This is a genomic window from Pseudomonas sp. 10C3 (genome assembly GCF_036346185.1).
Lineage (GTDB): Bacteria > Pseudomonadota > Gammaproteobacteria > Pseudomonadales > Pseudomonadaceae > Aquipseudomonas.
Map to the genome: position 1 here is coordinate 48,943 of NZ_JASJVE010000002.1, position 26,521 is coordinate 75,463.

Consider the following 26,521-nt stretch of genomic DNA (forward strand, 5'->3'; position numbering starts at 1 on the left):
TAAACAGGATTCAGCCCAAATGCTATTAATCATCTTGTCGTATCTAGGGGGCGTGCTGACCATTCTCAGCCCCTGCATTCTGCCGGTGCTGCCCTTCGTCTTCGCCCGCTCAGGCGAGCCGTTCCGGCGCAGTGGCCTACCACTATTGTGCGGCATGGCGTTGACGTTCGCGGCGGTCGCGACCCTGGCAGCCGTCGGCGGTGGATGGGTGGTGCAGGCCAACCAATATGGTCGCTGGCTGGCCGTCGCGCTGATGGCATTCTTCAGCTTGACCCTGTTGATGCCCCATTTGGCCGAGCGTTTGACACGCCCGCTGGTCTCGGCAGGAGACCGTCTTTCCCAATCGGCACAAACAGCGGGCGGCCCACCCAGCATCAAGTCATCGTTTTTGCTCGGGGTTGCCACCGGTCTGTTATGGGCACCTTGTGCCGGTCCCATCCTCGGCCTAGTACTCACCGGCGCGGCGCTGCATGGCGCCAGCGTTGGCACAACCCTGTTGCTGCTGGCCTATGCTGCCGGGGCTGCGACCTCCCTCGCCTTTGCCTTGCTGATTGGCGGCAAACTGTTTACAGCCATGAAACGCTCATTGGGTGCAGGCGAATGGCTGCGTCGAGGCCTGGGTATCGCCATGCTAATCGGCGTCGTCGCTATCGCTACGGGGCTGGACACAGGGCTGCTGAGCAACGTATCCAGCGTGGCGACAGCCGGACTCGAGCAAAAGCTGCTCAATACCCTGTCGCCGGTTGCACCGAGTGACAGCAGTCCGAGCGGCGCCACGATGAACGTGAGTCTTAAGGACGTCGCCGACTCAGCCCTGAAACTGCCAGTAGAAGGCTCGTTGCCCGACCTCTCCGGCGCAGCTACATGGCTGAACTCTGCCCCGCTCACCGCCGCAGAGCTGAAGGGCAAAGTCGTGGTCATCGACTTCTGGACGTATTCCTGCATCAACTGCCTGCGCAGCCTGCCTTACGTTAACGCATGGGCAAAGAAATACCATGATCAGGGTTTGGTGGTGATCGGCGTGCACGCGCCCGAGTTTGCCTTTGAACGAGACGTCGACAACGTGCGCAAGGCGGTGCGTGATCTGGGCATACATTACCCGGTTGCCCTCGACAACGACTACGCGATCTGGCGTGATTTCAACAATCAGTATTGGCCCGCGCATTACTTTATCGACGCTCAAGGAAACATTCGTTACCACCATTTTGGCGAGGGTGATTACGCGCAGTCAGAGCACGTTATCCAACAATTACTGGCAGAAGCAGGTCATAAAAATGTTGCCAGTGACATGGTCACCGCGGCCGATGCTCAAGGCGTCCAGATGGCCGCAGATGATGCGGAGGTAAGCTCTCCTGAAACCTACCTGGGTTACGCGCGGGCGCAGAACTTCACATCCGGGGGCGATGAGGTAGCCGACAAGGCGCAGACCTATGCCGCTCCGGCGCAACTGAATCTGAACCAATGGGGCCTGGCGGGTAAATGGACCGCCGAGCCCGAGCAGGTCAGGCTCGAACATGCCCCCGGCCGTATCATCTATCGTTTTCATGCGCGGGACCTGCATCTGGTTCTCGGGCCTGGGCCCGACGGCAAACCTGTGCGCTTTCGGGTCAGCATCGACGGCGCAGCACCCGGTGAGGATCACGGCACTGACAGTGCGCCCAATGGTGACGGCACGGTGACCGAACAGCGCCTTTATCAACTGATACGCCAGACCGGCCCCATTATCGATCACACCTTTGCCATTGAGTTCATGGACCCCGGCGTGCAGGCCTACGCATTTACATTCGGTTGATCACGTGGTTCTGCCTTCGCAGCGTGCGATTTTCTCAATGATGAACGTGAGGATGAAAGAAATGAGTACTTCTACAGTGGGCGAAAAGAAATCGGCTTCGTGGTTGCCGTTGAAACTGGCTGGCATCAGCTTGATCACGGCGCTACTAGGCCTGTCGCAATCAGCGTGTTCAGCCGAAAAAGCCGTTGCCATCGCCCCACCCGCTCTGGATGAACCTGTCGGCACCGCCCACCACGAAGTAGCCGTAATCGCTGGCGGATGTTTTTGGGGGGTTCAAGGCGTATTCCAGCACGTACGCGGCGTCGAGAACGCAGTGTCCGGCTACGCGGGCGGCGCCGCCAACACGGCAGAATATGGACAGGTCAGTTCCGGCAATACCGGGCATGCGGAGTCGGTACAGATCACCTACGACCCGACAACAATCACTTATGGACGCTTGCTGCAGGTATTTTTCTCGGTGGCCCACAACCCTACCGAATTGAACAGACAAGGCCCTGATAGCGGCACCCAATACCGGTCAGCGATTTTCCCGCAGAACCCGCTGCAGGAAAAAATCGCCAAGGCCTACATCATCCAGCTTGATGCATCCAAAGCGTTCAACGCACCGATCGTCACCCGAATTGAAACCAACAAAAGCTTCTACCCGGCCGAGGAATACCATCAGAACTACCTGACCCTGCACCCGAGCAGTCCCTACATCGCCATCAATGACCTGCCGAAAGTAGAGAATCTCAAGCAGATGGAGCCGACCCTCTACAGGGCCGATCCAGTACTCGTTGGCATAGCAAAGTAAACGTGTAGCTCGTGAAACCAAGGGCTGGCGACCTGACCCTAGATCCACACATCATTCTGCGCCGTCCTGTCGCCACCCTCGGCCCCGGTATTGAGCACGCCGGTTGGCTCGATCAACATCAGTTTCACTTCATGTTCGGCGTAGGGTTTGTGCTCGACACCCTTGCGTACGACATATAGCTCGCCTGCCGACAGCCGCACCGCTCCATCGCGGAAATCGATACGCAACTGGCCTTCGAGGACGATGAACGTCTCATCGGTATCGGCGTGAGAATGCCAGACAAAATCACCCTGGATTTTCACCACCTTGAATTGGTAATCGTTCATCTGCGCAACGACTTTGGGTGTCCAGTGTTCACTGAACAGGCTGAGTTTTTCAGCAAGATTGATGGCTTTATACGGGGTCTGGCTAGAGGATTCCGTGTGCATGGCGACGCTTCCCATGGTCAATGAACCCTAAGCTTAAGAGCGCTAGGTTGGCCTCGTCTTGTATGATCGTGCAGCGTTGAGCGTAGTGCGCTGCCCGCTATCGAGCGCCGAGCATCTTCAACCAGCGCCCCGGCGAAATGCCGTAGGTCCTGACAAAATGCCGAGTCATATGGCTTTGATCAGAGAACCCGGCTAGCGCTGCTGCATCAGTCAGCGAATAGCCCTGAGTCATCATGCGCCGAACCTGATCGAGACGGCGCAGGGTCAGGTAACGGTAGGGACTGGTGCCGAACAGTGCACGAAAATCTCGTGACAGGCGCCAGCGATCCCGGCCGCTAACAGCCTCCAATTCACTGAGGGTGACGGTGTGCTGCCATGAAGCCAGAAGAAATTCACGCGCCTTTTGCGCGGCCGGGTAATCCACGATTTGCCTGACCGCGTGCACGCCCGACGCGACCTGCAGCGCCGTGGCCAGGTCGAACAAGGCATCGTCCATTTCCAGCGGATCAATCGCGCAGTCCATGTCCTGAAGCAAAACCTGAGTCGCCGCAAAAAGACCCGGATCGCCGCTGATCCCGCCCTTGATAAACGGCAACGGTTTGCCTCCCAGCACCTGCTGCAAGTGTGCCGGTTCAACATAAAACATGCGGTAGTGAAAACCGTCCTCGGTACCGGCGTGCCCGTCATGGGGTTCATCGGGATGCAACACCATCGTCCGGCCAGGCAAGCTGTGCTGCAACTTTTTGCCATAATTGAAGCTTTGCACACCGGACAAGGTCCGGCCTATAGCGTAGGTATCGTGCCGATGCATCTCATAACCATGGCCGTGAAAAAATGCTTCAATCCGCTCCAGCTTTGGCGATTGTGTGGCGCGCAGCACCCAGTCTTTTCCAGGCGCGGTGGATGAATCGCCGATTGTGTGTTTACCCATGGTGAAGACTCGGATAGAAGGCACGAATGGCACTACTGATAACACGTTTATCGATTTACGTTGAAAAGAGCTGTACGCCAACCCAAAACAGGTTAAGCCTGCGCACTAAGGCCAACCTGTCGACTGACGACCCACAACGCAAAGAGCTGCCATGCCGACGTTATATTTTTCGCGCATCAAAGCCCACTGGTTGAGGCTGCTATGCATGACGTTGGTGATCCTCGGCATGCCGTTAAGTTGCTCGGTGCTAAAGCACGAAGAGCGCTCTCTGCTGTTCCAGATCGAGCCCGGCACCGCCAGTTGGTATCACGGTTTGCCAGCCGACGTTGAAGAACTGGAACTCAAAGCGCCCGGTTTTGGCGACTCGCAAAACATTCATGCCTGGTGGTGGCCAGCGGCTAAAGCCGGCGCGCCCGCCGTGCTGTATCTGCACGGAACACGGTGGAACCTGACGGGCCAGTTTTTCCGCATCGAACAACTGCATGCCATGGGTTTTTCTGTGCTGGCTATCGATTACCGCGGCTTCGGTCAGAGCCTGGGGCCACTGCCGTCAGAGGTCTCGGTGTACGAAGATGCACGTATCGCCTGGGCGCGCCTGAAAGTCTTGCAACCCGACGCCACAAAACGGCTTTTATACGGCCATTCACTGGGCGGTGCCGTGGCGATTGATCTGGCCGCCGAACTGGGTCGCGATGCTGAAAGCGACGGCGGTAAAAAGCAGGCGCGGGGGCTGATCATCGAATCCACTTTCACCACCCTCGCTGACGTGGCGACGGCTGTCGCCAACACGTCGTTGCCGGTGCGCTGGTTGTTGTCGCAAAAGTTCGATTCCATCGACAAAATCGCTGAGATCCACATGCCGGTACTGATCGTGCACGGCATGGATGACCCTTATGTGCCATCACGCTTCAGTGAAGCGCTGTATCAGGCCGCGCAGGAACCCAAACGCTTGTTACTGGTCCCTGGCGGCACGCACAACAACAGCATGAGCCTGGGCCGTGATGCCTACAGCCAGGCGATTCAAACGCTATTGAAGTCCGGTAACGCCGCGACCCCGCTAGAGAAACCCATTGCATTCAAACAGAGCACCGCTGCCGGGTGATTTAAAACATCACATCAATACATACAACAGCACGATATTGACCACCAGCATCGCCAGCGCTGTGGGGATCTGCGCCTTGATGACCGCGTACTTGTCCGGTAACTCCAGCAACGCCGCAGGGACGATGTTGTAGTTGGCGGCCATGGGCGTCATCAGTGTTCCGCAGTAACCGGAGAACATGCCAATGGCCGCCATCACCGCAGGGTTGGCGCCGTACATGCCGACCAGAATGGGCACACCAATACCACCCGTCATCACTGGAAAGGCGGCGAAACCGTTGCCCATGACCACAGTGAACAGGGCCATGCCCAGCACGTAGACCATCACCGCTACCAAGCGAAAGTCGAGGTTGATGTAGGCCGTGGCCAAGTGCGCCACCGCCTTGCCAACGCCAGCGTCATTGAATAACAACCCAAGCATGGCAAGCATTTGTGGCAGTACCAGAGCCCAACCCAGCGCTTCTGTCAGACGGCGTGACTCACGCATCGCCTGCACTGGGGTGTCGCGGGTCAGCCAGCACGCCAACGCCAGCGCGATCAAGCAACCGATGCCCAGCGAGACAAAAGTGCTGTTGGCCGGATCAAGCAAAGCCACGTCGCCGAATTTGACGTTTTTCAGAAACACCGCGCCGATCACAGTCACCAGCGGAATCGCCAGCGCCGGGATGAACAATTTGTTGCCCAAACGCCCGGCGCATGCCCGACGAGCCTTGTCGGGCAGGTCATGATGTTTGCCCATACCAACCCCGCCGCACCCGGCGATGGCAGCCATCGCCAGCACGCCGACGCCAACCAGCGCGGGCGGCAGTTGCTCGCCCACCAAAAACGCGATGCTGAACAGGCCCCAAAATAAACCCGTGCTCCAACGCTTCGGATTACTTTTATCGGTGAGCGTCATGACCGTGGTGATCGCCAGAATCACTCCGGCCAGCCAGTACAGGTATTGAATGGAAATGATCATTGTGCGACCTCCTTCATCACCAGATTGGCGTGCAGCTCACGACCTAACCGGCGATCAAAGCGATGCAGCCGTATGGCATGAATCACGAACGCACAAAATGCCGTTGGCATCCCCCAAAACGCGATGTGCATCGGATCGACATCGATCCCTGACCCCAGCAAAAAGGTGTGCATCAAGGCAATAGCGCCAAAGGCGACGAATATGTCTTCGCCGAAAAACAGCCCGACGTTGTCCGTTGCCGCGCATAGCGCCAACAATCGAAAGCGCACTGCCTCCGGCAACTTACCGAAACGCGCCTCGGCAGCGCCTTCAGCCATGGGCGCCAATAGCGGGCGGACCATCTGCGGATGCCCACCCAGGCTGGTCAGACCTACCGCAGCGGTGGTTTCACGGACAAACAGGTAAGCGATCAGCAGACGTCCGACCGTGGCACTCTGGAAGCGCGCAATCCAGTTTTGCGCGTGCAGACGCAGGCCATGGCGCTCAAGCAAGCCGATGACCGCCAGCGGCAACAGGATGATCAGCGGCAAGGTACGGGTTTTAATAAACCCGTTGCCTATAGTTGCGAGAATAGTGTCCAGCGGCATGCTCGCGGCAAAGCCGGTAGCCACGGCCGCAAGAGCGACCACCAGCATCGGATTGAAGCGAAGCACAAAGCCAATGACGATGACCAGCACCCCTAGGAGCGGCCAGAGATTGATAGCGGTTTGCATAATAAGGATCTCGTTCCGTTGTGTTGTTATTCATGGAGTCCTATTTCATTCTTCAGCAATCTTTCGGTACGCCGAGAACGGCGTCCAACGAGAAAAAACCGCTATGCCTCATAAGAATTTCTGTAGAGGTTGTGGCATACAACCTGCAATTTCCAAAAGCATGCGCGCTATGGCTACAGGGCACCGTTCACCTTATTTGTGCGGCATGCGAAACCGCGACACCTTAAACAGCAAGGAATCAACTCAGTGAATCTCAAATTTCTGGAAACCTTCGTCTGGGTCGCCCGCCTGAAAAGCTTCAGGCTCACGGCAGAGAAACTGTTCAGCACCCAGGCGTCTATTTCCAGCCGCATCGCCGCGCTGGAGGATGAAATGGGTGTGCGCCTGTTCGTTCGTGACTCCAAGGGGGTTTCGCTGACCACCGAAGGTTTGCGCGTGCTGGAGTACGCAGAACACATCATGGACACGATGCAGAGCATGAAAGACGCGATCAAGGACCCGCGACAGGTACGCGGCCGGATTCGTATCGGGGCGATGGATACGGTGATACACACCTGGCTCAGCCCTTTGGTAACACGCCTGATGAAGTGTTACCCGGCGCTGGAGATCGAACTGACCGCAGACACTGCCAGTAACCTGTGCGTGCAACTGGAAAAGGGTTATCAGGACATTATTTTCCAGACCGACGTGCTGCGTTTCGACTCGGTGCGCAACACGGTACTGGCCCGCTACCCGATGCATTGGGTGGTGCCGACCGGCTCGGCCTATGACCGGCCTTACGCCTCGCTCGAAGAGCTGTCGCTGGAGCGTATCGTGACCTTTTCGCGGAACTCTCGCCCGCACCAGGACATCCTGAACATGCTGCACACGGCCAACATCGTGACGCAGCGCATCAATTGCGTGAACTCGGCCTCCGCCATCACCCGCCTGGTGCGCGACGGCTTCGGCATCGGTGCATTGCCGGCAGCGCTGGTACGCGGAGAACTGACGCAGGGCGTCCTGACCCTGATCCATGACGTACCCCTGCCGCCGGCCATGGACATCGTCGCCAGTTGGCGCACCGGCGCGGGCATGGAGCTGGTTGAAGACATCGTCAGCCTGACCCAGGAAGTCGTTGGCGAATTCGCAGCGCAGATGCCCTCGGAAGCTCCGCACTATGTATTGATCTGTGATCTGCTGGCGTCTTCGTTGCCAACGGCACCAAGGCCCTGAACCTTAGGGGTTCATACCTTCAAGATACGTCCACTCAGCGAAACACCCAGCAGCAACACGGCGACAATCAGAAAGGCCAGACTCAGGCTGCTGGCGTGGGCGATGAAGCCAATGAGCGCTGGACCGGCAAGGATCCCGGCATACCCCAAGGTGGTGATCGCCGGGACGGCCACGTTTTCTGGCATGACCTTTTGTCGGCCGACGGCACTGTAGAGCACTGGAATAATGTTGGAACAACCGGCACCGACCAGCGCGTAACCGAGCAGCGCTGCTTCCCAAGTGGGAATCAGTGTGGACAGTGCCAACCCCAGCGCTGCGCACAGGCCACCCAGAATAATGACGCGATTGGCCCCGACTCGACGAACGATGGCATCACCAAAAAAACGGCCGAGGGTCATGGTCAGCGCGAACACCGCATAGCCCAGCCCGGCATAAGACGGATCGACATTGCGCAAGGAACTGAGGAACACCGCACTCCAATCGAGCATCGCGCCTTCGGTGAGAAATACGGTAAAGCACAACAAACCGATAAACAGCACCACGCCGTGGGGCACGGCAAACGCCGGGCCATCGCTTTCACTGCCATAGGTAAGGAAATGCGGAGAGGCCCTGAGCAAGGCGATGACCATAAAGGCAACCACCACCCACATCGCGATCAACGGCGAAGCGCCCGCACTGAGCAAGCCGCTGACCCCACCAGCACCGATGATCCCTCCCAGACTGAACAAGCCATGAAAGCCCGACATCATGGTCTTGCCGCTGGCCCGCTCGACGATGATCGCCTGAATGTTCACCGTGCAGTCCAGCGCGCCCATGCTGGCGCCAAACACGAACAGCGTCGCCACCAGCAACGACAGGCTGGAGACCGACGCCAGCAAGGGCAGACACAGACAGATCAATACGCTGGAGACGATCAAGACACTGCGACAACCGAACCGCGCCGCTAGCGCCCCTGCCAGCGGCATGGCGATAATCGAGCCGACACCCAAACACAGGAGCAACAACCCAAGAGTCCCGTCATTCAGCCCGACACGCGCCTTGGCATAGGGCACCAACGGCGCCCACGCTGCGATGCCGAACCCGGCGATAAAAAAACCGATACGCGTGGAAAACTGTTCCATTCGGCCCGGGATAACCGGTGCCGCGGTGCTGATGGCCGTCATGGGGCGTCCTTCGATAACCCCGGGCAGGTTCAACCGGGCAATCGCAGCAGCCTAACAAAGCTCGCGGCCTAACCAAATGTTTCGTTCCGGATTCACAGGAACACTGAACGGAGTCCATCCTGTCCTGCCATGAAGGATCAGCTAGACTGTGCGCCGCTTCTCTCAAGGTTGAAACCAGAGAGCCCTTCACAAACAAGCTCCCTATAAAAGCTTGAAGCTGCGCGAGGATATTGTGTCAAAAGGCGTTGTACTGTCGGTTATGGCCTCTGTCCTGTTCGGGGTCATGTATTTCTATACTTCGCTGCTGACACCTCTGAGCGGTGAAGAGATCTTCGGTTGGCGCATGCTGCTCACCGTGCCCTGCGTAACGCTGTTCATGATGATCAGTGGTGATTGGCCGCTGGTTTGCCAAATCGGTCGACGCCTGCGACAAAAACCGGCTCTGCTTATTGGCATGCTGCTGTCTTCGACGCTGCTCGGTGCGCAGCTCCTGCTCTTCATGTGGGCACCGCTGCACGGCCGTAGCCTGGAAGTGTCACTGGGGTATTTTCTATTGCCGCTGACAATGATCGTCACCGGCCGAATCGCCTACGGCGAGCACCTGTCACGCTTGCAAAAAATAGCCGCCTTTTGTGCTCTGGTCGGGGTCGCTAATGAGTTATATCGAGTCGGCAGTTTCTCTTGGGAAACCCTGTTGGTGGCCCTCGGTTATCCGGTGTATTTCGTGCTACGGCGCCGGTTGGGCAACGATAACCTCGGCGGTCTGTGGTTCGACATGGCCCTGCTGCTGCCCATCGCGACCTGGTTCATCCTCAACGGTGACCCCAGCGTCGTCGCTGAACACCCACGGCTGTACCTGTTGATTCCGCTGTTGGGCATGATCAGCGCCTCGGCATTGGTCAGCTATATCCTCGCGAGTCGCCTGCTGGCCTTCAGCCTGTTCGGCCTGCTCAGTTATGTCGAACCCGTGCTTCTGGTCGGCGTTGCCTTGCTGCTGGGAGAAAGCATCGGCCGCGATGAATGGCTGACGTACCTGCCGATCTGGGTGGCCGTGCTGGTATTGGTGTTTGAAGGCAGCAAACACTTGCTGGCCCATCGCCGCAGAAACGCCGCGTGAGGTGTCACTGCCGAAGCCCATCAGCACTCCGACAGCGACGTCCGGATCAGAACAGCTTGATGGTATAGCTCAGGATCAACCGATTTTCGTCGATGTCAGTGCGGTAGTTTGAGCGCGCTGTCGCGTTGCGAATGCGCACGCCCACATCCCTGAAGGGACCGCTCTGGATCACGTAGCCAATGTCCAGATCACGCTCCCAATCCTTGCCTTCGAAGCCCCGCCCGGTATTGACGTTATCGCCCTTGAGGTAGCGCGCGCCAACCACCAGACCCGGCAGGCCAATGGCGGCGAAGTTGTATTCGTCGCGCAGTTGCCAGGAGCGCTCTTTGGGAGCCGCGAACTCATAGGTCGGTACTTCGTTACCCAGCGGCGAGATGTTGTCGCCGATCCGCAGGAAGCCGTCTTTGCCGTTGATCGCCTGATAGCCAACGTAAAAAGTATTCCCCCCGTGGGCGGCGGACATCAGTGAGTAAAACGCGCGGTTGTCGAGGCTGCCTGCTTTGCTCTGGCCGTCATCCTGAGCGTCGTAAAAGCCCAGATTCGCCCCCAGTTTCCAGCTACCGAACGGCTCGATGTGTTTGAGGTTGTAGAAGCGTTGCTGGTAGATATCCTTGAGCTGCGCCTGCCAGATGCCGACCGTGGTGCGCTTGTCGTTGAAGGTGTAATCAGCACCCGCGTAGTTGAAACGATTGGAGGTGATATTTGCGATACGCCGTGGGTTGATCGGGTCATTGATCAACGCGTACATCGGTTGGTCATTACTGGAGTCGCGCAAGTTGGTAGAGCGCAATTGACCCGCATTGAGGGTCAAACCTTCAATATCAGTGGAGACCACGCTGGCGCCCTGATAGGTCGGCGGCAACAAGCGGATATCGCTGAACGCCAGCACGGGCAGATTGGGTTGCAGTTCACCCACGCGCAGTTCGGTCTTGCCCACTTTCATTTTCAGTGCCCCGGCCAGAGAGCCATACTCGTCGGCGGAACTGCCGTCGGTATGCAAGGGCAGTAAACCGGTCTTGACCCGATCTGGACTGCTGTCGAGTTTGATCCCCAGTAAACCGAGGGCATCCACCCCGAAACCTACGGGCCCTTCGGTATAGCCGGACTTTATGTTGAGAATGAAACCCTGCGCCCATTCCTCAGCCTTGGACTGTTTGTTAGGACCAACGATGCCCGAATAGTCGCGGCTGAAGTAGTAGTTACGCGCCTGCAAGGTTGCCGTCGAATCCTTGAAGAACGCACTTTCGTCTGCACGCGCCACTTCGCAAAAACTACCGGCCACCGCCGCTGACACCATCATTCCGATGACGCTTGCACTGTTTTTCATAGGGTCACTCTTGTTTTTATTAGGTCAAACGATCCCTATACCGTGGCGTGGGTTTTAAAAACCGCGACAGTCAGTCAGAGATCGATGGATTGATGCGAGTAACGGACGCTCCCGATCCGTACCTTTTTTACCTTGCTACCTTGCTTGTACCGAGGCCGCTAGCGCCCCCGTTTTTTTCACTCTCCCAAAGGTCAGCAGCAGATGCGCCAAGAGCCCGAAGATCAAGCCCCAGAACGCCGCCGAAAGCCCCAGTAATGACATGCCTGATGCCGTGACCAGGAAGGTAATCAGTGCTGCTTCGCGATCTTTGGGTTCGGCCATGGACCCGGCTAATGCGCCAGCGATAGCGGCAAACAACGCCAGCCCGGCCAGTGCCGCGATCAGTTCCTTGGGGAAGGCGCTGAAGATCGACACCAGGGTCGCACCGAAGATGCCCAGCAGCAGGTAGAACACCCCGCCCATCACCCCGGCGACATAGCGTTTGCTCTTGTCTTCATGAGACTCGCGTCCCGTGCAGATGGCCGCGGTGATCGCTGCCAGGTTCAGCCCGTGGCAACCGAATGGCGCCAGCAACAACGTGCCCAGCGCCGAGCTGGCAATGATCGGGCTGGCAGGCGTGTGGTAACCGTCGTTGCGCAATACGGCGATGCCCGGCACGAACTGCCCGGTCAACGCCACCATCACCAGTGGCAAGGCGATATTGAGCAACGCATGCCAACTGAACTCAGGACTGATCCACAGCGGTTTCGCCACATCGATCACCAGCGCAGAGCTGTTCAACTCCCCGGCCGACACAGCGATCACGCAGCCCACAACCAGCACCGCCAACACCGCGTAACGTGGTTTCATACGCCTGAACAGTAGATAGGTGACAAACATCGCCAACACCATGAACGGCTTGTCCTTCATCGACACAAACAGCTGGGTGCCGAAACTGAACAGAATCCCCGCCAACATCGCGGCCGAAATCGCCGCAGGCAGTTTGCCAACGATGCGGTCAAACGCGCCGGACACACCCACCAGCAGAATGATCAGGCTGGAGACGATATACGCCCCCACCGCCTCATTCAGACTGATGCCCGGCAACAGCGCCACCAACAACGCCGAGCCGGGCGCCGACCAGGCGATCACCACCGGAACCCTGAAGCGCAAGCTCAAGTAAATGCCCAACACACCGCTGCCGATGGAAATCGCCCAAACCCAGGACGACAGCACATCGGCAGGCAGACCTGCGCTTTTCGCCGCCTGGAAGATGATTACCAATGGCCCTGCATAGGAAATGATCGTCGCGATAAAACCGGCGACGGCAGCGGACAGGGAGAAGTCTTTGATCAGTGTTTTCATGGTTTCCGTTGCTCGATAAAAAGTGATGGCTCGGGCAATACGCAGCTCCAGCACACGATCAGGACCGAACCTGGACCTCAACCGGCGCGACTACCGGCGATACCTTGCGCCGATAGACGAAGCACATCGCCAGCGCTGCCACGGCGCCCGGCACAGCGAAAGCCATGAAGTTGTAGTGCAACGGAAGACCTATACCGAACAGTGCGCCGCCTAGAATCGGGCCGACGATGGCACCGCTGCGCCCCACGCCCGAAGCCCAACCTAATCCGGTGGAGCGGATCGCCAGCGCGTAGAACTGCGCACCCATGGCGTACAGCAAAATCTGCGAACCGATAGTGGTCGCACCGGCAATCGCGATCAGGCTGTAGAGCATCCATCCCGGACTGTTGAACCCCAACAGGCTGATGGACACCGAGGCGATGGCGAAGAACACCACCAACACGCGCTGCAGGTTGAATTTGTCGCCCAGCCAACCGCCGCCGACCGCGCCGAATATCGCGCCGAAGTTCAGTACCAGCAAAAACATCAGGCTTGAGCCCAGGCCATAACCGGCGCTGGTCATCAGCTTCGGCAACCAGGAGTTGAGCGCGTAAACCATCAACAGACAGCAGAAAAAGGCGACCCACAGCATCAGCGTGCTGATGGCCCGTCCTTCGCGAAACAGTTGCAACACCGGGGCGCCGTCAGCCTTTATCGCAGCCATCTGATACTGATCATCGGGCTGGGCCGTGTAACCCGGCTCAATGCGTTGCAGCACGTGGACGACCTGCTGCCTGCGTCCCTCGCGGACCATGAAGCCCACCGATTCCGGCAAAAACCAGAGAATCAACGGCAATAGCAGCAGCGGAATCGCAGCGACGAAAAACACCGACTGCCAACCAAAACGCGGCAACAACACGATGCCCAGACCAGCGGACAACATGCCGCCCACCGAGTAGCCGCTGAACATGATCGCCACCAGCGTGCTACGGATTTTTTTCGGTGCGTATTCGCTCATCAATGCCACGACATTGGGCATGACTCCGCCGATGCCAAGGCCAGCAATAAAGCGGCAGATGCCAAATTCGGTGGGGTTAGTGACAAAGCCGTTAAGGACGGTGAAACCGCTGAACAGCGTGACGCAGATGGCGATGACTTTCTTGCGTCCGATCTTGTCCGAAAGCGGACCAAAGAACAGCGCACCGAACATCATGCCGAACAGCGCATAGCTTCCCAGCGCACCAGCTTGCAAGGGTGTCAGCCCCCACTCGACCATCAACACCGGCAATACCACGCCGTAGATCACCAGATCGTAACCGTCGAAAATAATGATCAAGGCGCACCAGAACAGCACCAACCAATGAAAGCGATTGAACCTGGCCTCGTCGACCAGGGTGTGGACGTCTATTTTTCGCATGGCGGGACTCTTTTATTGTTTTTATCAAGGCCTGCCAAGGTTAGAAATCCAGCGGTCTGCGCAATATCCGTTTAGTGCAGACCTCTATCCGTTTCGTGCTGAACGGTTGAGTCATGCACGATATGGATAGCAATAGGGCGATCAGATGGTGCACCGATCATAAGGGGGCGAACCGCTCCAGCTGCATTTCCTGAAGGCGACTCAGGGTGCGGCGGAAGGCAAAGGCCAGATAACCCTCGGTGTACAACTGCTCAAGCGGCACCTGCGCTTCGACATACAGCGGCACGCGACGGTCATAGCATTCGTCGACCAGCGCGATGAAGCGCCGCACACCGTCGTCATGCACCGACAGCTGCGGCAGCTCCCGGTCACCGGCGGCGACCTGCACCGCCGCGTCTTCGGTCCCTCGGGCAATTTTTCCTTCGCGCTGTTTGGCGCTCAGCGCAGGCACGTCGCTGATCAGAATGACCGAGAATCGATCACACAATTCAATGAAATCCATCGCTGCCAGCGGCTGTTCACAGACGTCGGCGTAACGGCACCACAGCACCTTCTCGCTGTGCTGCACCACATTCACGCTACGAAGGCCAAACGCGACCGGCTCGCTCGACATGGCATGGCCCGCGCTCAGGCGTTTGAACACGTCACCCAGAACGCTCGGCTGATCCGGCTGGCTGAGCCAATAACGCTGATGCAATTGCCCCGGATGCAGGCGGTGATCTTCACCACCGTCGACGCTCACCACCGTCATTTCACGGTTGATCGCGTCGATGGCCGGAACCAACCGTTGACGGTTGAAGCCATCGGCATACAACTGCTCCGGCGGTTGATTGGAGGTGGACACCAGTACCACGCCTTCCTCGAACATCACCTGCAGCAAGCCACCCAGAATGATCGCGTCGCCGATGTCACTGACAAACAGTTCATCGAAGCACAGCACCCGCACTTCCTGACTTAGCTCGCGGGCCAAGGCTCTCAATGGATTGGCCGTGCCAGTCAGCTGGAACAGCCGAATATGCACCCAACGCATGAAGTGATGGAAATGCTGGCGTCGGGCCGGCACTTTCAAGCTCTCGTAAAAGCGGTCCATCAACCAGGTCTTGCCTCGTCCTACCGGGCCCCACAGGTAAACACCCTTGATTGGCGATTGGTGCTTGCTCTCATGCAGCGCCACGTAGCATTCCTGTAACAACCGAACGGCCTTCAATTGCGCCGCATCAGGCTTGAATCCTTGCTCATCAATGGCCTGTTGATAGGCCTCCAGTGGGGACACGACATTCATCAAGAAAAATTACCGTCCAATTATTAAATTCCCGAATCGCCTTCTCAGGTCTTCGACTGACCTTTTCGCGCCCGTCATATTTGCATAAAACGCAACGCTCGCCTCGCTCTTGGTATCCCGATATTCCGCATTCGTGAGTGCCCGCCTCATCAGGCCCGACTTATCCCTGTGAGAATTTCAGCAGTCGACAGCACCGTCGCATACTCGTCATGCAGGTTGCTCAACGACATCGCGTGCACCTCCTGTGCCGCATGCGGAGCGCCAAAGAAGTCGGTCTGATCAAACGTAAAACAAGCATCGTGAGGCACCAGCACCTCGAACCCCAGGACGCTGGTCCGCCCGGTCGACACCGACATGAACCCGGCCGAAGGTGACTTTGCGGACTCACTGATCCACCTGATCGCAGTAGGTCGCCACGGTAAAGCCGAAGAAATCGCCGGCTTCCTGGCCTACCTGGCAGGCCAGGAGGCCGGTTACACCACTGGCGCAAGCCTGTCCATCGACGGCGGCTTCGGCGCCTGATTCCTGCTTAAGGACAGCCACGGACTTCGAACAGATGACAGGGCCGAGTCGTATCTGTACTCATCACCACGTCGATGACAGCGTAATTTGCTTAAGCACATGAAAATTCTGAAAAAAACTTTTGCCTTCGTCAAAGGTTTCGACTACATTAGCGCGCCTCGACAGACTGAATGGTTTGACGAGATACGGTGAGGTGTCCGAGAGGCTTAAGGAGCACGCCTGGAAAGTGTGTATACAAGAAATTGTATCGAGGGTTCGAATCCCTCCCTCACCGCCATATTAGAAATACGCTAAAGCCCTGATTTTCCTAGAGAAAATCGGGGCTTTTTCGTTTATGCCTGTTTATTCAGGCAATTTTTAGGGCGAAAAGGACGACTTTAAGCCTGGATTAGGCCGCTTTAGGCTCACCCTTCCCCGGCGTCCTGCCGATCTAACACAATACCTTCTTTATTTACCCACCCCATCAAACGCCTGCTCGCACGTCACACCCCGTGCATGGCTTTGGTCAGCATATCCTGCCAGATCGGCCGCTCGCCGATCAGCGCGCTTGAACATGTCGGCGAGCAAAGGAGCGGTTCAACCTGGGGTCTTCCCCGACCGCACTCGCTCATTTCAAATTGTTACCGGACGCCCCAGCCTGGGCTAAAACCCTGCCTCGGTAACAGCCGCAAGCGCATTTCAAAAACCTTCGATAAGTTTTATACCGTCTAAAAAACGTTGATCTAGACAGCCTCCAGTTATTTTTAGAACTTTCTTGAACGCCCAATCAACGAGTTGGCCGTTCGATTGCATAGGCTTGTACGTACAAGTAAGCATGTGTTCAGACGCGTAAGCGCCAGAAGGGCCGACACACAGGTTTGCTTAAAGCCCTTGCTCGGGGATTCGGTTCGGAAATTTCTACGTTCATAGCGTCATACGCGTTCCCGCAACAGTACTTATGCGTCACAAGCGCTCATATTGATTTTAGGAAATGAATAATGAAAAAAGCATTGCTGACCCTTTCTGCACTGGCTTTATGCATCGCCGCCGGTTCTGCGCTGGCCAAGGAGTACAAGGAATTGCGCTTCGGCGTCGATCCGTCTTATGCGCCTTTCGAGTCCAAAGCCGCTGATGGCAGCCTGGTGGGCTTTGATATCGATCTGGGCAATGCGATCTGCGCCGAACTGAAGGTCAAGTGCAAATGGGTCGAAAGCGATTTCGACGGCATGATTCCGGGCCTGAAAGCCAACAAATTCGACGGCGTTATCTCGTCGATGACCGTAACAGATGCGCGGATGAAGGTTATCGACTTCTCCGAGGAACTGTTCTCTGGCCCGACTGCACTGGTGTTCAAGAAAGGCGCGGGCGTAACGGCCGACCCTGCAACCCTCAAAGGCAAGAAGGTTGGCTATGAGCAAGGCACCATTCAGGAAGCCTACGCCAAGGCTGTATTGGACAAGGCGGGTGTAACAACCCAGGCCTATGCGAACCAGGACCAGGTTTATGCTGACCTGACGTCTGGCCGTCTCGATGCTGCCGTGCAAGACATGCTGCAGGCGGAACTGGGCTTTTTGAAATCGCCAGCCGGTGCTGGTTTCGAAGTCAGCAAACCCATCAACGATCCACTGCTGCCAGCAAAAACCGCAATCGGCATCTCGAAAGGTAACAAAGACCTCAAGACACTGCTGGATAAAGGTATCAAGGCATTACACGATGATGGCAAATATGCCGAGATCCAGAAAAAACACTTTGGCGACATGAATCTCTACAGCGGCAAATAATGCCCCGGCGCCCATCCTCAAGATGGGCGCTTTTTTGCTTGCCAAGGGCCTGACCAATGTTCGAAAACCTATTACATATTCTGGGACTTTCAGCTTTCAGCCTTAAAGGCTTTGGCCCGCTGTTACTGGAAGGCACCTGGATGACCATCAAACTATCGATACTGTCGCTACTGTTGAGCGTTCTACTCGGTCTGATCGGCGCCAGTGCCAAGCTGTCCAGTTCGTCCCTGCTGCGCATTCCAGCGCAGCTCTACACCACGCTGATTCGTGGGGTGCCGGATCTGGTCCTGATGCTGCTGATTTTCTACAGCCTGCAAACCTGGCTGAGCAACCTCACCGTGGCGCTGGACTGGGACTATATCGAGATTGATTCATTCAGCGCCGGGATCATTACCCTGGGGTTCATCTACGGCGCTTATTTCACCGAGACCTTTCGCGGCGCGATCCTCGCCGTGCCTCGTGGGCAGATGGAAGCTGCAACGGCCTATGGCTTGAGCCGCAGCCAGCGCTTCCGCTTCGTGGTGTTCCCGCAAATGATGCGCTTCGCCCTGCCCGGCATCGGCAATAACTGGATGGTGATTCTCAAAGCCACCGCACTGGTCTCGATCATCGGCTTGGCCGATCTGGTCAAGGCTGCCCAGGATGCCGGCAAAAGCACCTATCAACTGTTCTACTTTCTGGTACTCGCCGCCTTGATCTATCTGCTGATTACCAGCGCTTCGAACTATGTCCTGCGCAGGCTGGAATACCGTTATGCCGCAGGCTCCAGGGAGGCGGTACGATGATCGATCTTCTACAGGAATACTGGAAACCGTTCCTTTACAACGACGGTTATCACATCACCGGGCTGGCCATGACTTTGTGGCTACTCAGCGCCTCGATCTTCATCGGCTTTCTGGTGTCGATCCCGCTGTCGATTGCCCGGGTTTCAACCCATGTATGGGTACGCTGGCCGGTCCAGTTCTATACCTATCTATTTCGCGGTACGCCGCTGTATATCCAACTGCTGATTTGCTATACGGGGATCTATAGCATCGCCGCAGTTCGCGCTCAACCGGTGCTCGATGCGTTCTTTCGCGATGCGATGAACTGCACCATTCTCGCCTTTGCCCTGAACACCTGCGCCTACACAACGGAAATTTTCGCCGGGGCAATCCGCAGCATGGCCCACGGTGAAGTCGAAGCGGCAAAGGCCTATGGTCTGACCGGCTGGAAGCTGTATGGCTATGTGATCATGCCGTCGGCACTGCGCCGCTCGTTGCCGTACTACAGCAATGAAGTGATTCTGATGCTGCATTCGACCACCGTGGCCTTTACCGCGACCATCCCGGATATTTTGAAAATTGCACGAGACGCCAATTCGGCGACCTTTTTGACCTTCCAATCGTTCGGAATTGCCGCGCTCATCTACTTGAGCGTCACCTTTGCACTGGTCGGTTTGTTCCGCTTGGCAGAACACCGATGGCTGGCGTTTCTTGGCCCGGCTCACTAGGACGTCAACTGCACGCGCAGCGGCTATCTACTTCCCTCTTGAGGATGCTTGCACACATGTACAAACTGACCATTGACGGCCTGCATAAAAGTTACGGCAGCCACGAAGTACTCAAAGGCGTGTCGCTGAAAGCCAAAACCGGCGATGTGATCAGCCTGATCGGCGCGAGCGGTTCGGGTAAGAGCACGTTTCTACGGTGCATCAACTTTCTCGAAACACCCAACAGCGGCAGCATGAGCCTGGACGACCAGCAGATTCGCATGATCAGTGATCGACACGGCATGCGCGTAGCCGACGACGCAGAACTGCAACGAATCCGCACCCGCCTGGCGATGGTGTTCCAGCACTTTAATCTGTGGAGCCACATGACTGTGCTGGAGAACATCACCATGGCCCCGCGCCGAGTGCTGGGGGTCAGCAAGAAGGATGCAGAGGATCGGGCTCGACGCTATCTCGACAAAGTCGGTCTGCCATCCCGTGTCGCCGATCAATATCCCGCGTTTCTCTCTGGAGGTCAGCAACAGCGCGTCGCCATCGCCCGGGCCTTGTCCATGGAACCGGAGGTCATGCTGTTCGACGAACCGACCTCGGCACTCGACCCGGAATTGGTTGGCGAAGTACTGAAGGTCATTCAGGGGCTGGCCGAAGAAGGCCGTACCATGATCATGGTCACCCACGAAATGAGCTTCGCTCGTAAAGTGTCAAATCAGGTGCTGTTTCTGCATCAAGGGCTGGTCGAAGAACAGGGAGCACCCGAGGACGTACTGGGCAATCCCCAAAGCGAGCGGCTGCGGCAGTTTCTCAGCGGCAATCTGAAGTAAGCCCCACCCTCCGCACACTACCTTTGAGCGACTGGCACGTTGCTCAAAGGGCTGATCAAGGACTTGATCAAAGGGTCACTGATTACTTTGGTAGTTGGCGTTATCATTCTGGACTTCGCTTCCAGGCGGTCCATGTCCCCCATCAAAACCTTTCTTTCGCCATTCGACCAACACCCAATCAAATTTGCTAGGCTCAGCCTTCTATACAGGAGGCCACCCATGACTCTCGAAGAAATGAACATTCCTCTATCGATCAAAACTCAAGCCGCCGATATCATCGCGCGCATTGAGCAGTCGACTGGAATTATCGATGCGACAATGGCGGGAGGGATCGCTGAAGGCTTTGTACTGGGTATCGTCTGCCTCAAGGCAATGCAGCCAGAGGATATCGATCAGTTGGAAACGCTGTTCAGTCAGGCCGGTGACCGGAAAATGGCTGGGTTGAAATAGACTTTCCTGTCCGTGGACGGATGACGGCTGCCACACTTTTATGCGTATTCTGCCCATCAGCCAGGCTCGCGCTCCTTACACGCCAGTGGAATGCATCAAGACCGCTTAGGGGAAATGCGAGTTTCAGATTGCTTCACTCCGTGGTGGGCACTCAACACGCTCCAGGAGATATCTCCCTGTTCCGACGTAGACAGCCAAGCGACCATGCTCCACACCAGGCCCAGCCAAAACACTCCCAAAACCATCAACATCCTTATGAAGGCTCGCGTGGTCATGATGGCAACCCGTTTGAATGATACTCATCATGCATCAGTCTCTCTCTAACCGTTCAACTTTGTTCAAATAAGTTTCATTCCTGCAAATAGCCTGTATACGTCGAACAGAGGACGATGTGGATAGAGACAGTGGAGGACCCGCCGACCCTGTATCGTGTTAAAACACTGCATGAGACACCGTATATTACCTCGTCATCTAGTCCGGCTCAGCGCCGGGCTTTTTCATTGTTTGCCCACTGCACTAACCCACAACGTTGTACCTATCTTTTGAGGTTGAAATCATGCGATTGACGCTGCCCGTACTAGTTTTAGGGCTTCTTGCTGCTCAAGGTGTCATGGCTGCCGGAGATGGCACTGCTGCTATTGGTGGCGGGCTTGGCGGCGCGCTTGGAAATGTCATCGGTCAACAGATGGGCGGAAGCACCGGGGCGGCGGTTGGAGCAGGTGTCGGCGGCGCTGCTGGCAGTGCTGTAGGCGCTAAAAGAGGCAACAAAACCGAAGCGGCCATTGGCGGTGGTATTGGTTCGGCGGGTGGCTCGATAATCGGCAACAAGCTAGGCGGCACGACCGGATCAACCATCGGTGCAGGCCTTGGTGGTGCAGCGGGCGGAGCCCTTGGTAACAACATGGCCGATGACGGTGGTAATAATCGATCCGACGGGAAGAGGCACGGCCACAAACGCAACAAGCATAAACACGACTGAGTCGCTTTTGATTGATTGCGCGCGACGCCTGATCTGTCGACACGCTCGCTATAGCCCGGCCCAGCGCCGGGCTTTTTCATTCTGCCCCGGCGTATAGCCCTAAAGCACCCACCGACGAGGGCGAGGCGGAACCTGACAGAAAGGCCTGATGATGAGCAGGCCAGCCTTTTTTGGCGCTATTCCTGCCCCAACGAATAGAGCAGTGAAAGCCCCAAATGCAGGATTGCGTCGTCTGACCGGTTTGAAAGCGAAGCCCTCAGACTGATCAGTTCACCCCCTTCATCCCCGGGATGGACCAGGCCTTGCAGTGTGATACGCAGTGCCCACACTTGATGCCAAAACGGTTCATCTCTAGGGTCGTTGTTCAGCTTTTGAATCACATACTTTCCGTACAGCCCGGTTTCACGGGTGAATACCCTGAAATGGGCTCTGGCTACGCCGAACGGCGACTCGATATGCCAGGCAGTGCCATCCCCAAGAGTTTCGAAGGTCACCCCCAGTGTTTGCCTGGAGTGCTCGTCCTCGAAAAGCGCATTCAGCCTCGCCGTCAACCTGACAGCATATTTTTTTAGCTGGGCTGACTCTTCCACGGCCGATGTGACTGTGGCCCAGTGTTCTTCGGGTATCGACAGGTATCTCATGGCAACCTCCGGAGCTGCTTGAACGCTCACTGTGCACCTTCCTTGTATCAACCCGGCAACCGCCCTCAAACCCCACACTCGTCGCAGGCTCGGACGCTGCCCGTCCATTCCAATACTAGGCCAAGAAGTGAACATGGATCGGGATCCACGGTTAGGAAGTTGATCCTCACTCCGTACGACGACCGAGACTCGTTTCCGGTGTAACCTAGCGCCGGTTGTCGCATAGCTCGACGTTAATCTGCCAGAGGAGACGAAGCATGAACGCATTAGAGTGGAACGAAGTCGCGCTGGCGAAATTTCTCGCTGACAATTCTTTCTTGCAGGCAGAGATCGAAAACCTGAGCCCCGAGGAGCAAAAGCAGCAGACCCACTGGGCCTTCGAGGATGAGGCGGAGTCTCAAGGTATCGAGCCCTGGGAGTTGGCGTTGCAACTGGTTGCCGAGTCGCCCGAACAACTTAAGACGATGCGTCTTGAAGCCCATAAACAAGTCGCCGAGACACTCGGTATGAACTGGGCAGAGTACTGCGAGCTGAACGATATCGAGGAGTGATAAGCCTCAAGGTGATCCGCCGTTGAAAAAATGTGTTGCCGCACGTGCACGACCGACCGTTGCGGCAGCCCGCTTTATCCAGTGATTCAAGGCTGAGGCCGGCTAAAATCCTGACTCACCAGTCATCCATAGCGCTTTACCTTGGCGTCGCGGGTGGGTAACGTCTGCCCCACTTCAACACAAGGAATCGCGTCATGAGTGATCTGATCTCGTATCACCTGGAAGACGGTATTGCCACGCTGACCTTGAGCAATGGCAAGGTCAATGCTATTTCCCCGGAGGTGATCGTAGCGTTCAACTCGGCGCTGGATCAGGCCGAACAGGATCGCGCGGTGGTGATCATTACCGGGCAACCGGGGATTCTTTCGGGTGGTTATGACCTCAAGGTGATGACGTCCGGTCCTGAGAATGCAATCAGCCTGGTCACGGCCGGTTCGAGCCTGGCACGGCGGCTTTTAGCGCACCCTTTCCCGGTGGTGGTTGCCTGCCCCGGGCACGCAGTGGCCAAAGGCGCATTTTTGCTCTTGTCGGTAGATTACCGGATTGGCGTGGACGGTCCGTTCAGCATCGGCTTGAACGAAGTACAGATTGGCATGACCATGCACCATGCCGGGATCGAATTGGCGCGTGATCGCCTGAGCAAATCGGCCTTCCATCGGTCGGTGATCAACGCCGAGATGTTCAACCCTAAAGGCGCTCTGGATGCAGGTTTTCTCGACAAGGTTGTCAGCGCCGAAGAACTGCAAAGCGCCGCACGCACAGCGGCCTTGCAATTGAAGAAACTCAATATGGTGGCGCACAAGAACACCAAGCTGAAAGTGCGCAAGGCGCTGCTTGAGGCGCTCGACCAGTCCATCGTGCTGGATCAGCAACACTCCGTGATTTGATCTTTAATCGGTTGAAAAAGCCTGATTCTTTGCCAGGTCTTTTCAACCGACCGCTCTAACGCAAGCCTGTCCCGACACAAGAAATATCTCCTCAAACAATCAACCCTGAACAGCCCTGCTCTGCAATTGCTGTCCTCAGTGCACATCCGTACACTGCGCCACCTTTTGCCTTGGTGGGCCAGTTGATGCTGTTGGTGTTTCGCATGTTGTTAATGGGCCTGCACTTTATTGCAGCGGGTGTACTGGGCGTATTGTTAGGGCTGTGCCGTCCATTCAATCCGGATAACAGTCGTCTGTGCGCGCGCATTTACGCCTGGCCTGCGATGTATATTTTACGTTTGCGTCTGAAGGCCGACATGGCCCCGTTGCTCAAGCAGTCGCAACCGTGCGTAATCATTGCCAATCATCAGTCGAACTACGACCTCTTTGTCCTCGGCAATGTGGTCCCTCCACGCACCGTTTGTATCGGCAAGAAAAGCCTTAAATGGGTGCCATTGTTCGGTCAGCTGTTTTGGTTGGCGGGTAATGTCCTGATTGATCGCGGCAACGTCCACAAAGCCCGGCAGTCGATGTTGACCACGACCGACACCTTGCAGCACAAGGACACCTCGATATGGGTCTTCCCGGAGGGCACACGCAACCTCGGAGAAGACTTGCTGCCATTCAAAAAGGGCGCGTTCCAGATGGCCATCGCTGCCGGCGTGCCCATCGTGCAGGTATGCGTCAGCAGCTACATCAAACACATGCAACTCAATCGCTGGCGCACGACCCGAATAATGATTCGTTCATTGCCCGCCATCCCGACGGCTGGCTTGAGCCTGGATGACGTGCCCATACTGATGGGCCGATGCCGCGAGCAGATGCAAATCTGTATCGCCGCCATGGACAAGCAACTGCTCGGCGCATGACGCTCACCCTTCAAGCCCGTTGAGTCGGCTTTATTGCCCGTGAACTCACCCGCTATCGCTGACTCTGATCAGTCAGACCACGTTAAGCTAAGCGCTACGTGCCACTGTCATCCAAAAAAGAAGAAGCGATACCACTATGGGCCGAGTTGTTGCTGCTGCGGTTTACAGCGCCGGAAAAAAAGTCACCAACATTACCCTCGACGAGGGTGCCGCATGGGCTGCGAAGCCCGGGCACTTCGTCTGGATTGGCCTGGAACAACCCAATGCGGAGGAACTGACTAATCTACAACGTCAGTTCAATTTGCATGAACTGGCCATCGAAGATGCACTTGAGACACACAGCCGACCGAAGCTCGAAACCTTCGGCGACGCACTGTTCATCGTCACGTACTCCCCTGTTCGCGAAAACGGCAAACTCGAATTCATCGAGACGCATATCTTTGCTGGCAAGGGCTACATCATCACCGCCCGTAATGGCCACTCGAAATCGTACGGGCTGGTGCGCCAGCGTTGCGAGGCGCGGCCGTTGCTGCTTGAACATGGTGAAGATTTCGTGCTGTATGCGCTCCTCGACTTCGTCACAGAGTGTTATCAACCCGTTACCGAGGCCATCCACAGCGAACTCGACGCACTCGAACACGGTGTACTGAGCGGCGCGATGAACGAAGTCGATATTCAGCGCATTCACAGTCTGCGCCGCGATCTGCTGCGGTTACGCAGGTACGTGGCGCCCATGGTGGAGATTGGTGAAGAACTGCAAAAACTGAGCTTCCCGTTTATCGACAAGAACATGCGCCCGTACTTTCGCGACGTGGAAATTCACGTCACTCGGCAAATGGAAGATTTGGCCAACCTGCGCGACATCGCCAGCCAGACCATCGAAATCGGTCTACTGCTGGAGTCCTCGCGGCAAAGCATCGTGCAGCGCAAGTTCGCAGCCTGGGCGGCGATTTTGGCGTTTCCGACGGCGGTTGCGGGGATCTACGGGATGAACTTCCAGAACATGCCGGAGCTGGGTTGGCAGTACGGCTATTTCGCGGTGCTCGGGTTTATCTCGACAGGATGCGTGGGTTTGTATGCCAGCTTCAAGCGCTCGGGATGGTTGTAGCGCACCTGCTCGACAGCGGTAGAGCAGGTGCGATTTACCCTCAGCCCACCTGTGTTTCAGGCTTGTGCGCCACAAAACGCATCATCCATTCAGCCACGGTCGTGCCGTGGTGGTCGTATTCCAGACTGGCGATGCCGCTGTTATAGATCTGCTCACCCAGGTGCTGTTGGCGGATCTCCAGCAAGGCGCGGGAGTAATCGTGGATGAACTCCGGGTGACCCTGAAAGCACAGCACTTGATCATTGATGTGGAACGCGGCGAACGGGCAGAAATCGCTGGAGGCAATTACGGTAGCGTTTTCCGGGAGTACCGTGACTTGATCCTGGTGGCTGATGAGCAACGTCAGCTCGTCGATAGCCGGACTCATCCACGGTGTCGCCGGAGCCAGTTTATATCGGTGCGTACCGACGCCCCAGCCCTGATGGGCACGTTCACTTTTCCCACCCAGCAGCAACGCCAATAATTGATGGCCGAAGCAGATACCCAGCAGCTTGTCACCTTGCTCGAACCGCTGCAGCAGGAAGGTTTTCAGGGTTTGAATCCATGGATCGCTGCCGAATGAGTCGGCTTTGCTACCGGTGATCAGATACGCGTCGAAACGCTCATCAGCAGCAGGGTAATCACCATGCATCACGTTGTAGACGCTAAATTCTGCCGGAATCGGCTGACGCGAAAACAACCGTTCAAACATCTGCCCATAACCCTGATATTGATTGACCAACTCCGGACGCAGGACGTCGGTTTCCAGAATGCAGATGCGTAACGACATAAAAAAGTACCTGACACAGTAAAGGCAATAGCGCAGGGGCAAAGCCTGCCTTGAATAACCACATCAAGGCAAG

27 protein-coding genes, 1 tRNA gene and 2 pseudogenes are annotated in these 26,521 nt (G+C 56.6%); 17 read left to right on the top strand and 13 right to left on the bottom strand.

Features of this window, described 5'->3' with window-relative positions; all coding sequences use genetic code 11:
* The first annotated feature begins 19 nt into the window (after positions 1-19).
* Positions 20-1,792, top strand: coding sequence for a cytochrome c biogenesis protein DipZ (locus QN399_RS02030; protein WP_330200492.1), 1,773 nt, complete (start codon positions 20-22; stop codon positions 1,790-1,792).
* A 61-nt stretch (positions 1,793-1,853) separates the two neighbouring features.
* Positions 1,854-2,585: a peptide-methionine (S)-S-oxide reductase MsrA gene (msrA, locus tag QN399_RS02035; protein ID WP_330200493.1), complete on the top strand. Its 732-nt coding sequence runs from the start codon at positions 1,854-1,856 to the stop codon at positions 2,583-2,585.
* 38 nt (positions 2,586-2,623) lie between these two features.
* On the opposite strand, the gene QN399_RS02040 is transcribed toward msrA, so the two are convergent.
* Positions 2,624-3,013, bottom strand: a complete 390-nt coding sequence (locus tag QN399_RS02040) for a cupin domain-containing protein (protein ID WP_330200494.1) — start codon at positions 3,011-3,013, stop codon at positions 2,624-2,626.
* A 97-nt stretch (positions 3,014-3,110) separates the two neighbouring features.
* On the bottom strand, positions 3,111-3,944 hold the full coding sequence (locus tag QN399_RS02045; RefSeq protein ID WP_322179716.1) for an AraC family transcriptional regulator: 834 nt from the start codon (positions 3,942-3,944) through the stop codon (positions 3,111-3,113).
* Positions 3,945-4,149: 205 nt separating this feature from the next.
* Here QN399_RS02045 and QN399_RS02050 point away from each other — a divergent pair, with 205 nt between their 5' ends.
* Positions 4,150-5,046, top strand: a complete 897-nt coding sequence (locus QN399_RS02050; RefSeq protein ID WP_322182738.1) for an alpha/beta hydrolase — start codon at positions 4,150-4,152, stop codon at positions 5,044-5,046.
* A gap of 9 nt (positions 5,047-5,055) precedes the next feature.
* Here QN399_RS02050 and QN399_RS02055 read toward each other — a convergent pair whose 3' ends face one another.
* Positions 5,056-6,006 carry a DUF979 domain-containing protein gene (locus tag QN399_RS02055; protein WP_330200495.1) on the bottom strand — a complete coding sequence of 317 codons (951 nt, stop codon included), beginning with the start codon at positions 6,004-6,006 and terminating at the stop codon, positions 5,056-5,058.
* Positions 6,003-6,719, bottom strand: a complete 717-nt coding sequence (locus QN399_RS02060) for a DUF969 domain-containing protein (protein WP_322179720.1) — start codon at positions 6,717-6,719, stop codon at positions 6,003-6,005. The genes QN399_RS02055 and QN399_RS02060 overlap by 4 nt, the downstream gene beginning before the upstream one ends.
* A gap of 246 nt (positions 6,720-6,965) precedes the next feature.
* Between QN399_RS02060 and QN399_RS02065 the strand changes: the two genes are divergently transcribed.
* Positions 6,966-7,931 (top strand): LysR family transcriptional regulator, encoded by a 966-nt coding sequence (locus tag QN399_RS02065; RefSeq protein WP_322179722.1) that lies wholly within the window; start codon positions 6,966-6,968, stop codon positions 7,929-7,931.
* Between the two features lie 11 nt (positions 7,932-7,942).
* Here QN399_RS02065 and QN399_RS02070 read toward each other — a convergent pair whose 3' ends face one another.
* The gene (locus QN399_RS02070) at positions 7,943-9,094 is read right to left on the bottom strand and encodes an MFS transporter (protein ID WP_322179724.1); all 1,152 of its coding nucleotides are present in this window, start codon (positions 9,092-9,094) and stop codon (positions 7,943-7,945) included.
* Positions 9,095-9,326: 232 nt separating this feature from the next.
* Here QN399_RS02070 and rarD point away from each other — a divergent pair, with 232 nt between their 5' ends.
* A complete protein-coding gene (gene rarD, locus QN399_RS02075) occupies positions 9,327-10,211 on the top strand; it encodes an EamA family transporter RarD (RefSeq protein WP_322179726.1) in 885 nt (294 codons plus the stop codon).
* Between the two features lie 46 nt (positions 10,212-10,257).
* On the opposite strand, the gene QN399_RS02080 is transcribed toward rarD, so the two are convergent.
* The 5 genes and pseudogenes from QN399_RS02080 to QN399_RS02100 form a co-directional block, all read right to left on the bottom strand.
* Positions 10,258-11,511, bottom strand: coding sequence for an OprD family porin (locus tag QN399_RS02080; RefSeq protein WP_322217738.1), 1,254 nt, complete (start codon positions 11,509-11,511; stop codon positions 10,258-10,260).
* A gap of 162 nt (positions 11,512-11,673) precedes the next feature.
* Positions 11,674-12,882 carry a benzoate/H(+) symporter BenE family transporter gene (locus tag QN399_RS02085; RefSeq protein ID WP_322179731.1) on the bottom strand — a complete coding sequence of 403 codons (1,209 nt, stop codon included), beginning with the start codon at positions 12,880-12,882 and terminating at the stop codon, positions 11,674-11,676.
* A gap of 58 nt (positions 12,883-12,940) precedes the next feature.
* Entirely contained in the window at positions 12,941-14,278 is a 1,338-nt protein-coding gene (locus tag QN399_RS02090) for an aromatic acid/H+ symport family MFS transporter (protein WP_322179734.1), read from the bottom strand.
* 157 nt (positions 14,279-14,435) lie between these two features.
* On the bottom strand, positions 14,436-15,560 hold the full coding sequence (zapE, locus tag QN399_RS02095) for a cell division protein ZapE (protein WP_322215668.1): 1,125 nt from the start codon (positions 15,558-15,560) through the stop codon (positions 14,436-14,438).
* 149 nt (positions 15,561-15,709) lie between these two features.
* Positions 15,710-15,886, bottom strand: a pseudogene (locus tag QN399_RS02100) (cysteine hydrolase); the annotation flags it as partial.
* Between the two features lie 13 nt (positions 15,887-15,899).
* Between QN399_RS02100 and QN399_RS02105 the strand changes: the two are divergent.
* Both QN399_RS02105 and QN399_RS02110 read left to right on the top strand, forming a co-directional pair.
* Positions 15,900-16,082, top strand: a pseudogene (locus QN399_RS02105) (SDR family oxidoreductase); the annotation flags it as partial.
* A 187-nt stretch (positions 16,083-16,269) separates the two neighbouring features.
* Positions 16,270-16,359: transfer RNA gene (locus QN399_RS02110), tRNA-Ser, on the top strand.
* Between the two features lie 170 nt (positions 16,360-16,529).
* Here the strand turns inward: QN399_RS02110 and QN399_RS02115 are convergent.
* Positions 16,530-16,649, bottom strand: a complete 120-nt coding sequence (locus QN399_RS02115; RefSeq protein ID WP_322215665.1) for a DUF2514 family protein — start codon at positions 16,647-16,649, stop codon at positions 16,530-16,532.
* Positions 16,650-17,059: 410 nt separating this feature from the next.
* Between QN399_RS02115 and QN399_RS02120 the strand changes: the two genes are divergently transcribed.
* The 6 genes from QN399_RS02120 to QN399_RS02145 all read left to right on the top strand — a co-directional run bounded on the left by QN399_RS02120 (position 17,060) and on the right by QN399_RS02145 (position 21,584).
* A complete protein-coding gene (locus QN399_RS02120) occupies positions 17,060-17,842 on the top strand; it encodes a transporter substrate-binding domain-containing protein (protein WP_322179745.1) in 783 nt (260 codons plus the stop codon).
* 56 nt (positions 17,843-17,898) lie between these two features.
* Positions 17,899-18,627, top strand: coding sequence for an ABC transporter permease subunit (locus QN399_RS02125; protein WP_322179747.1), 729 nt, complete (start codon positions 17,899-17,901; stop codon positions 18,625-18,627).
* The gene (locus tag QN399_RS02130; protein WP_330200496.1) at positions 18,624-19,334 is read left to right on the top strand and encodes an ABC transporter permease; all 711 of its coding nucleotides are present in this window, start codon (positions 18,624-18,626) and stop codon (positions 19,332-19,334) included. Before QN399_RS02125 ends, QN399_RS02130 begins: the two co-directional genes overlap by 4 nt.
* Before the next feature lie 56 nt (positions 19,335-19,390).
* Positions 19,391-20,155 (top strand): ATP-binding cassette domain-containing protein, encoded by a 765-nt coding sequence (locus QN399_RS02135; protein WP_322179751.1) that lies wholly within the window; start codon positions 19,391-19,393, stop codon positions 20,153-20,155.
* A 219-nt stretch (positions 20,156-20,374) separates the two neighbouring features.
* Positions 20,375-20,605: a hypothetical protein gene (locus tag QN399_RS02140; RefSeq protein ID WP_322179753.1), complete on the top strand. Its 231-nt coding sequence runs from the start codon at positions 20,375-20,377 to the stop codon at positions 20,603-20,605.
* Between the two features lie 556 nt (positions 20,606-21,161).
* Complete coding sequence (locus tag QN399_RS02145) at positions 21,162-21,584, top strand: hypothetical protein (protein ID WP_322179755.1); 423 nt, start codon at positions 21,162-21,164, stop codon at positions 21,582-21,584.
* 176 nt (positions 21,585-21,760) lie between these two features.
* On the opposite strand, the gene QN399_RS02150 is transcribed toward QN399_RS02145, so the two are convergent.
* Complete coding sequence (locus tag QN399_RS02150) at positions 21,761-22,255, bottom strand: hypothetical protein (protein ID WP_322215662.1); 495 nt, start codon at positions 22,253-22,255, stop codon at positions 21,761-21,763.
* 227 nt (positions 22,256-22,482) lie between these two features.
* Here QN399_RS02150 and QN399_RS02155 point away from each other — a divergent pair, with 227 nt between their 5' ends.
* From QN399_RS02155 to QN399_RS02170, 4 genes are all read left to right on the top strand, one after another.
* Positions 22,483-22,776, top strand: a complete 294-nt coding sequence (locus QN399_RS02155) for a DUF6388 family protein (RefSeq protein ID WP_322179759.1) — start codon at positions 22,483-22,485, stop codon at positions 22,774-22,776.
* A 194-nt stretch (positions 22,777-22,970) separates the two neighbouring features.
* Complete coding sequence (locus QN399_RS02160; RefSeq protein ID WP_322179761.1) at positions 22,971-23,663, top strand: crotonase/enoyl-CoA hydratase family protein; 693 nt, start codon at positions 22,971-22,973, stop codon at positions 23,661-23,663.
* Positions 23,664-23,848: 185 nt separating this feature from the next.
* Complete coding sequence (locus QN399_RS02165) at positions 23,849-24,571, top strand: 1-acylglycerol-3-phosphate O-acyltransferase (RefSeq protein ID WP_330200497.1); 723 nt, start codon at positions 23,849-23,851, stop codon at positions 24,569-24,571.
* A 136-nt stretch (positions 24,572-24,707) separates the two neighbouring features.
* Positions 24,708-25,679 (top strand): magnesium and cobalt transport protein CorA, encoded by a 972-nt coding sequence (locus tag QN399_RS02170; protein ID WP_322179765.1) that lies wholly within the window; start codon positions 24,708-24,710, stop codon positions 25,677-25,679.
* A gap of 40 nt (positions 25,680-25,719) precedes the next feature.
* Here the strand turns inward: QN399_RS02170 and QN399_RS02175 are convergent, their stop codons facing one another.
* A complete protein-coding gene (locus QN399_RS02175) occupies positions 25,720-26,448 on the bottom strand; it encodes an amidotransferase (RefSeq protein ID WP_322179767.1) in 729 nt (242 codons plus the stop codon).
* Positions 26,449-26,521: the final 73 nt, after the last annotated feature.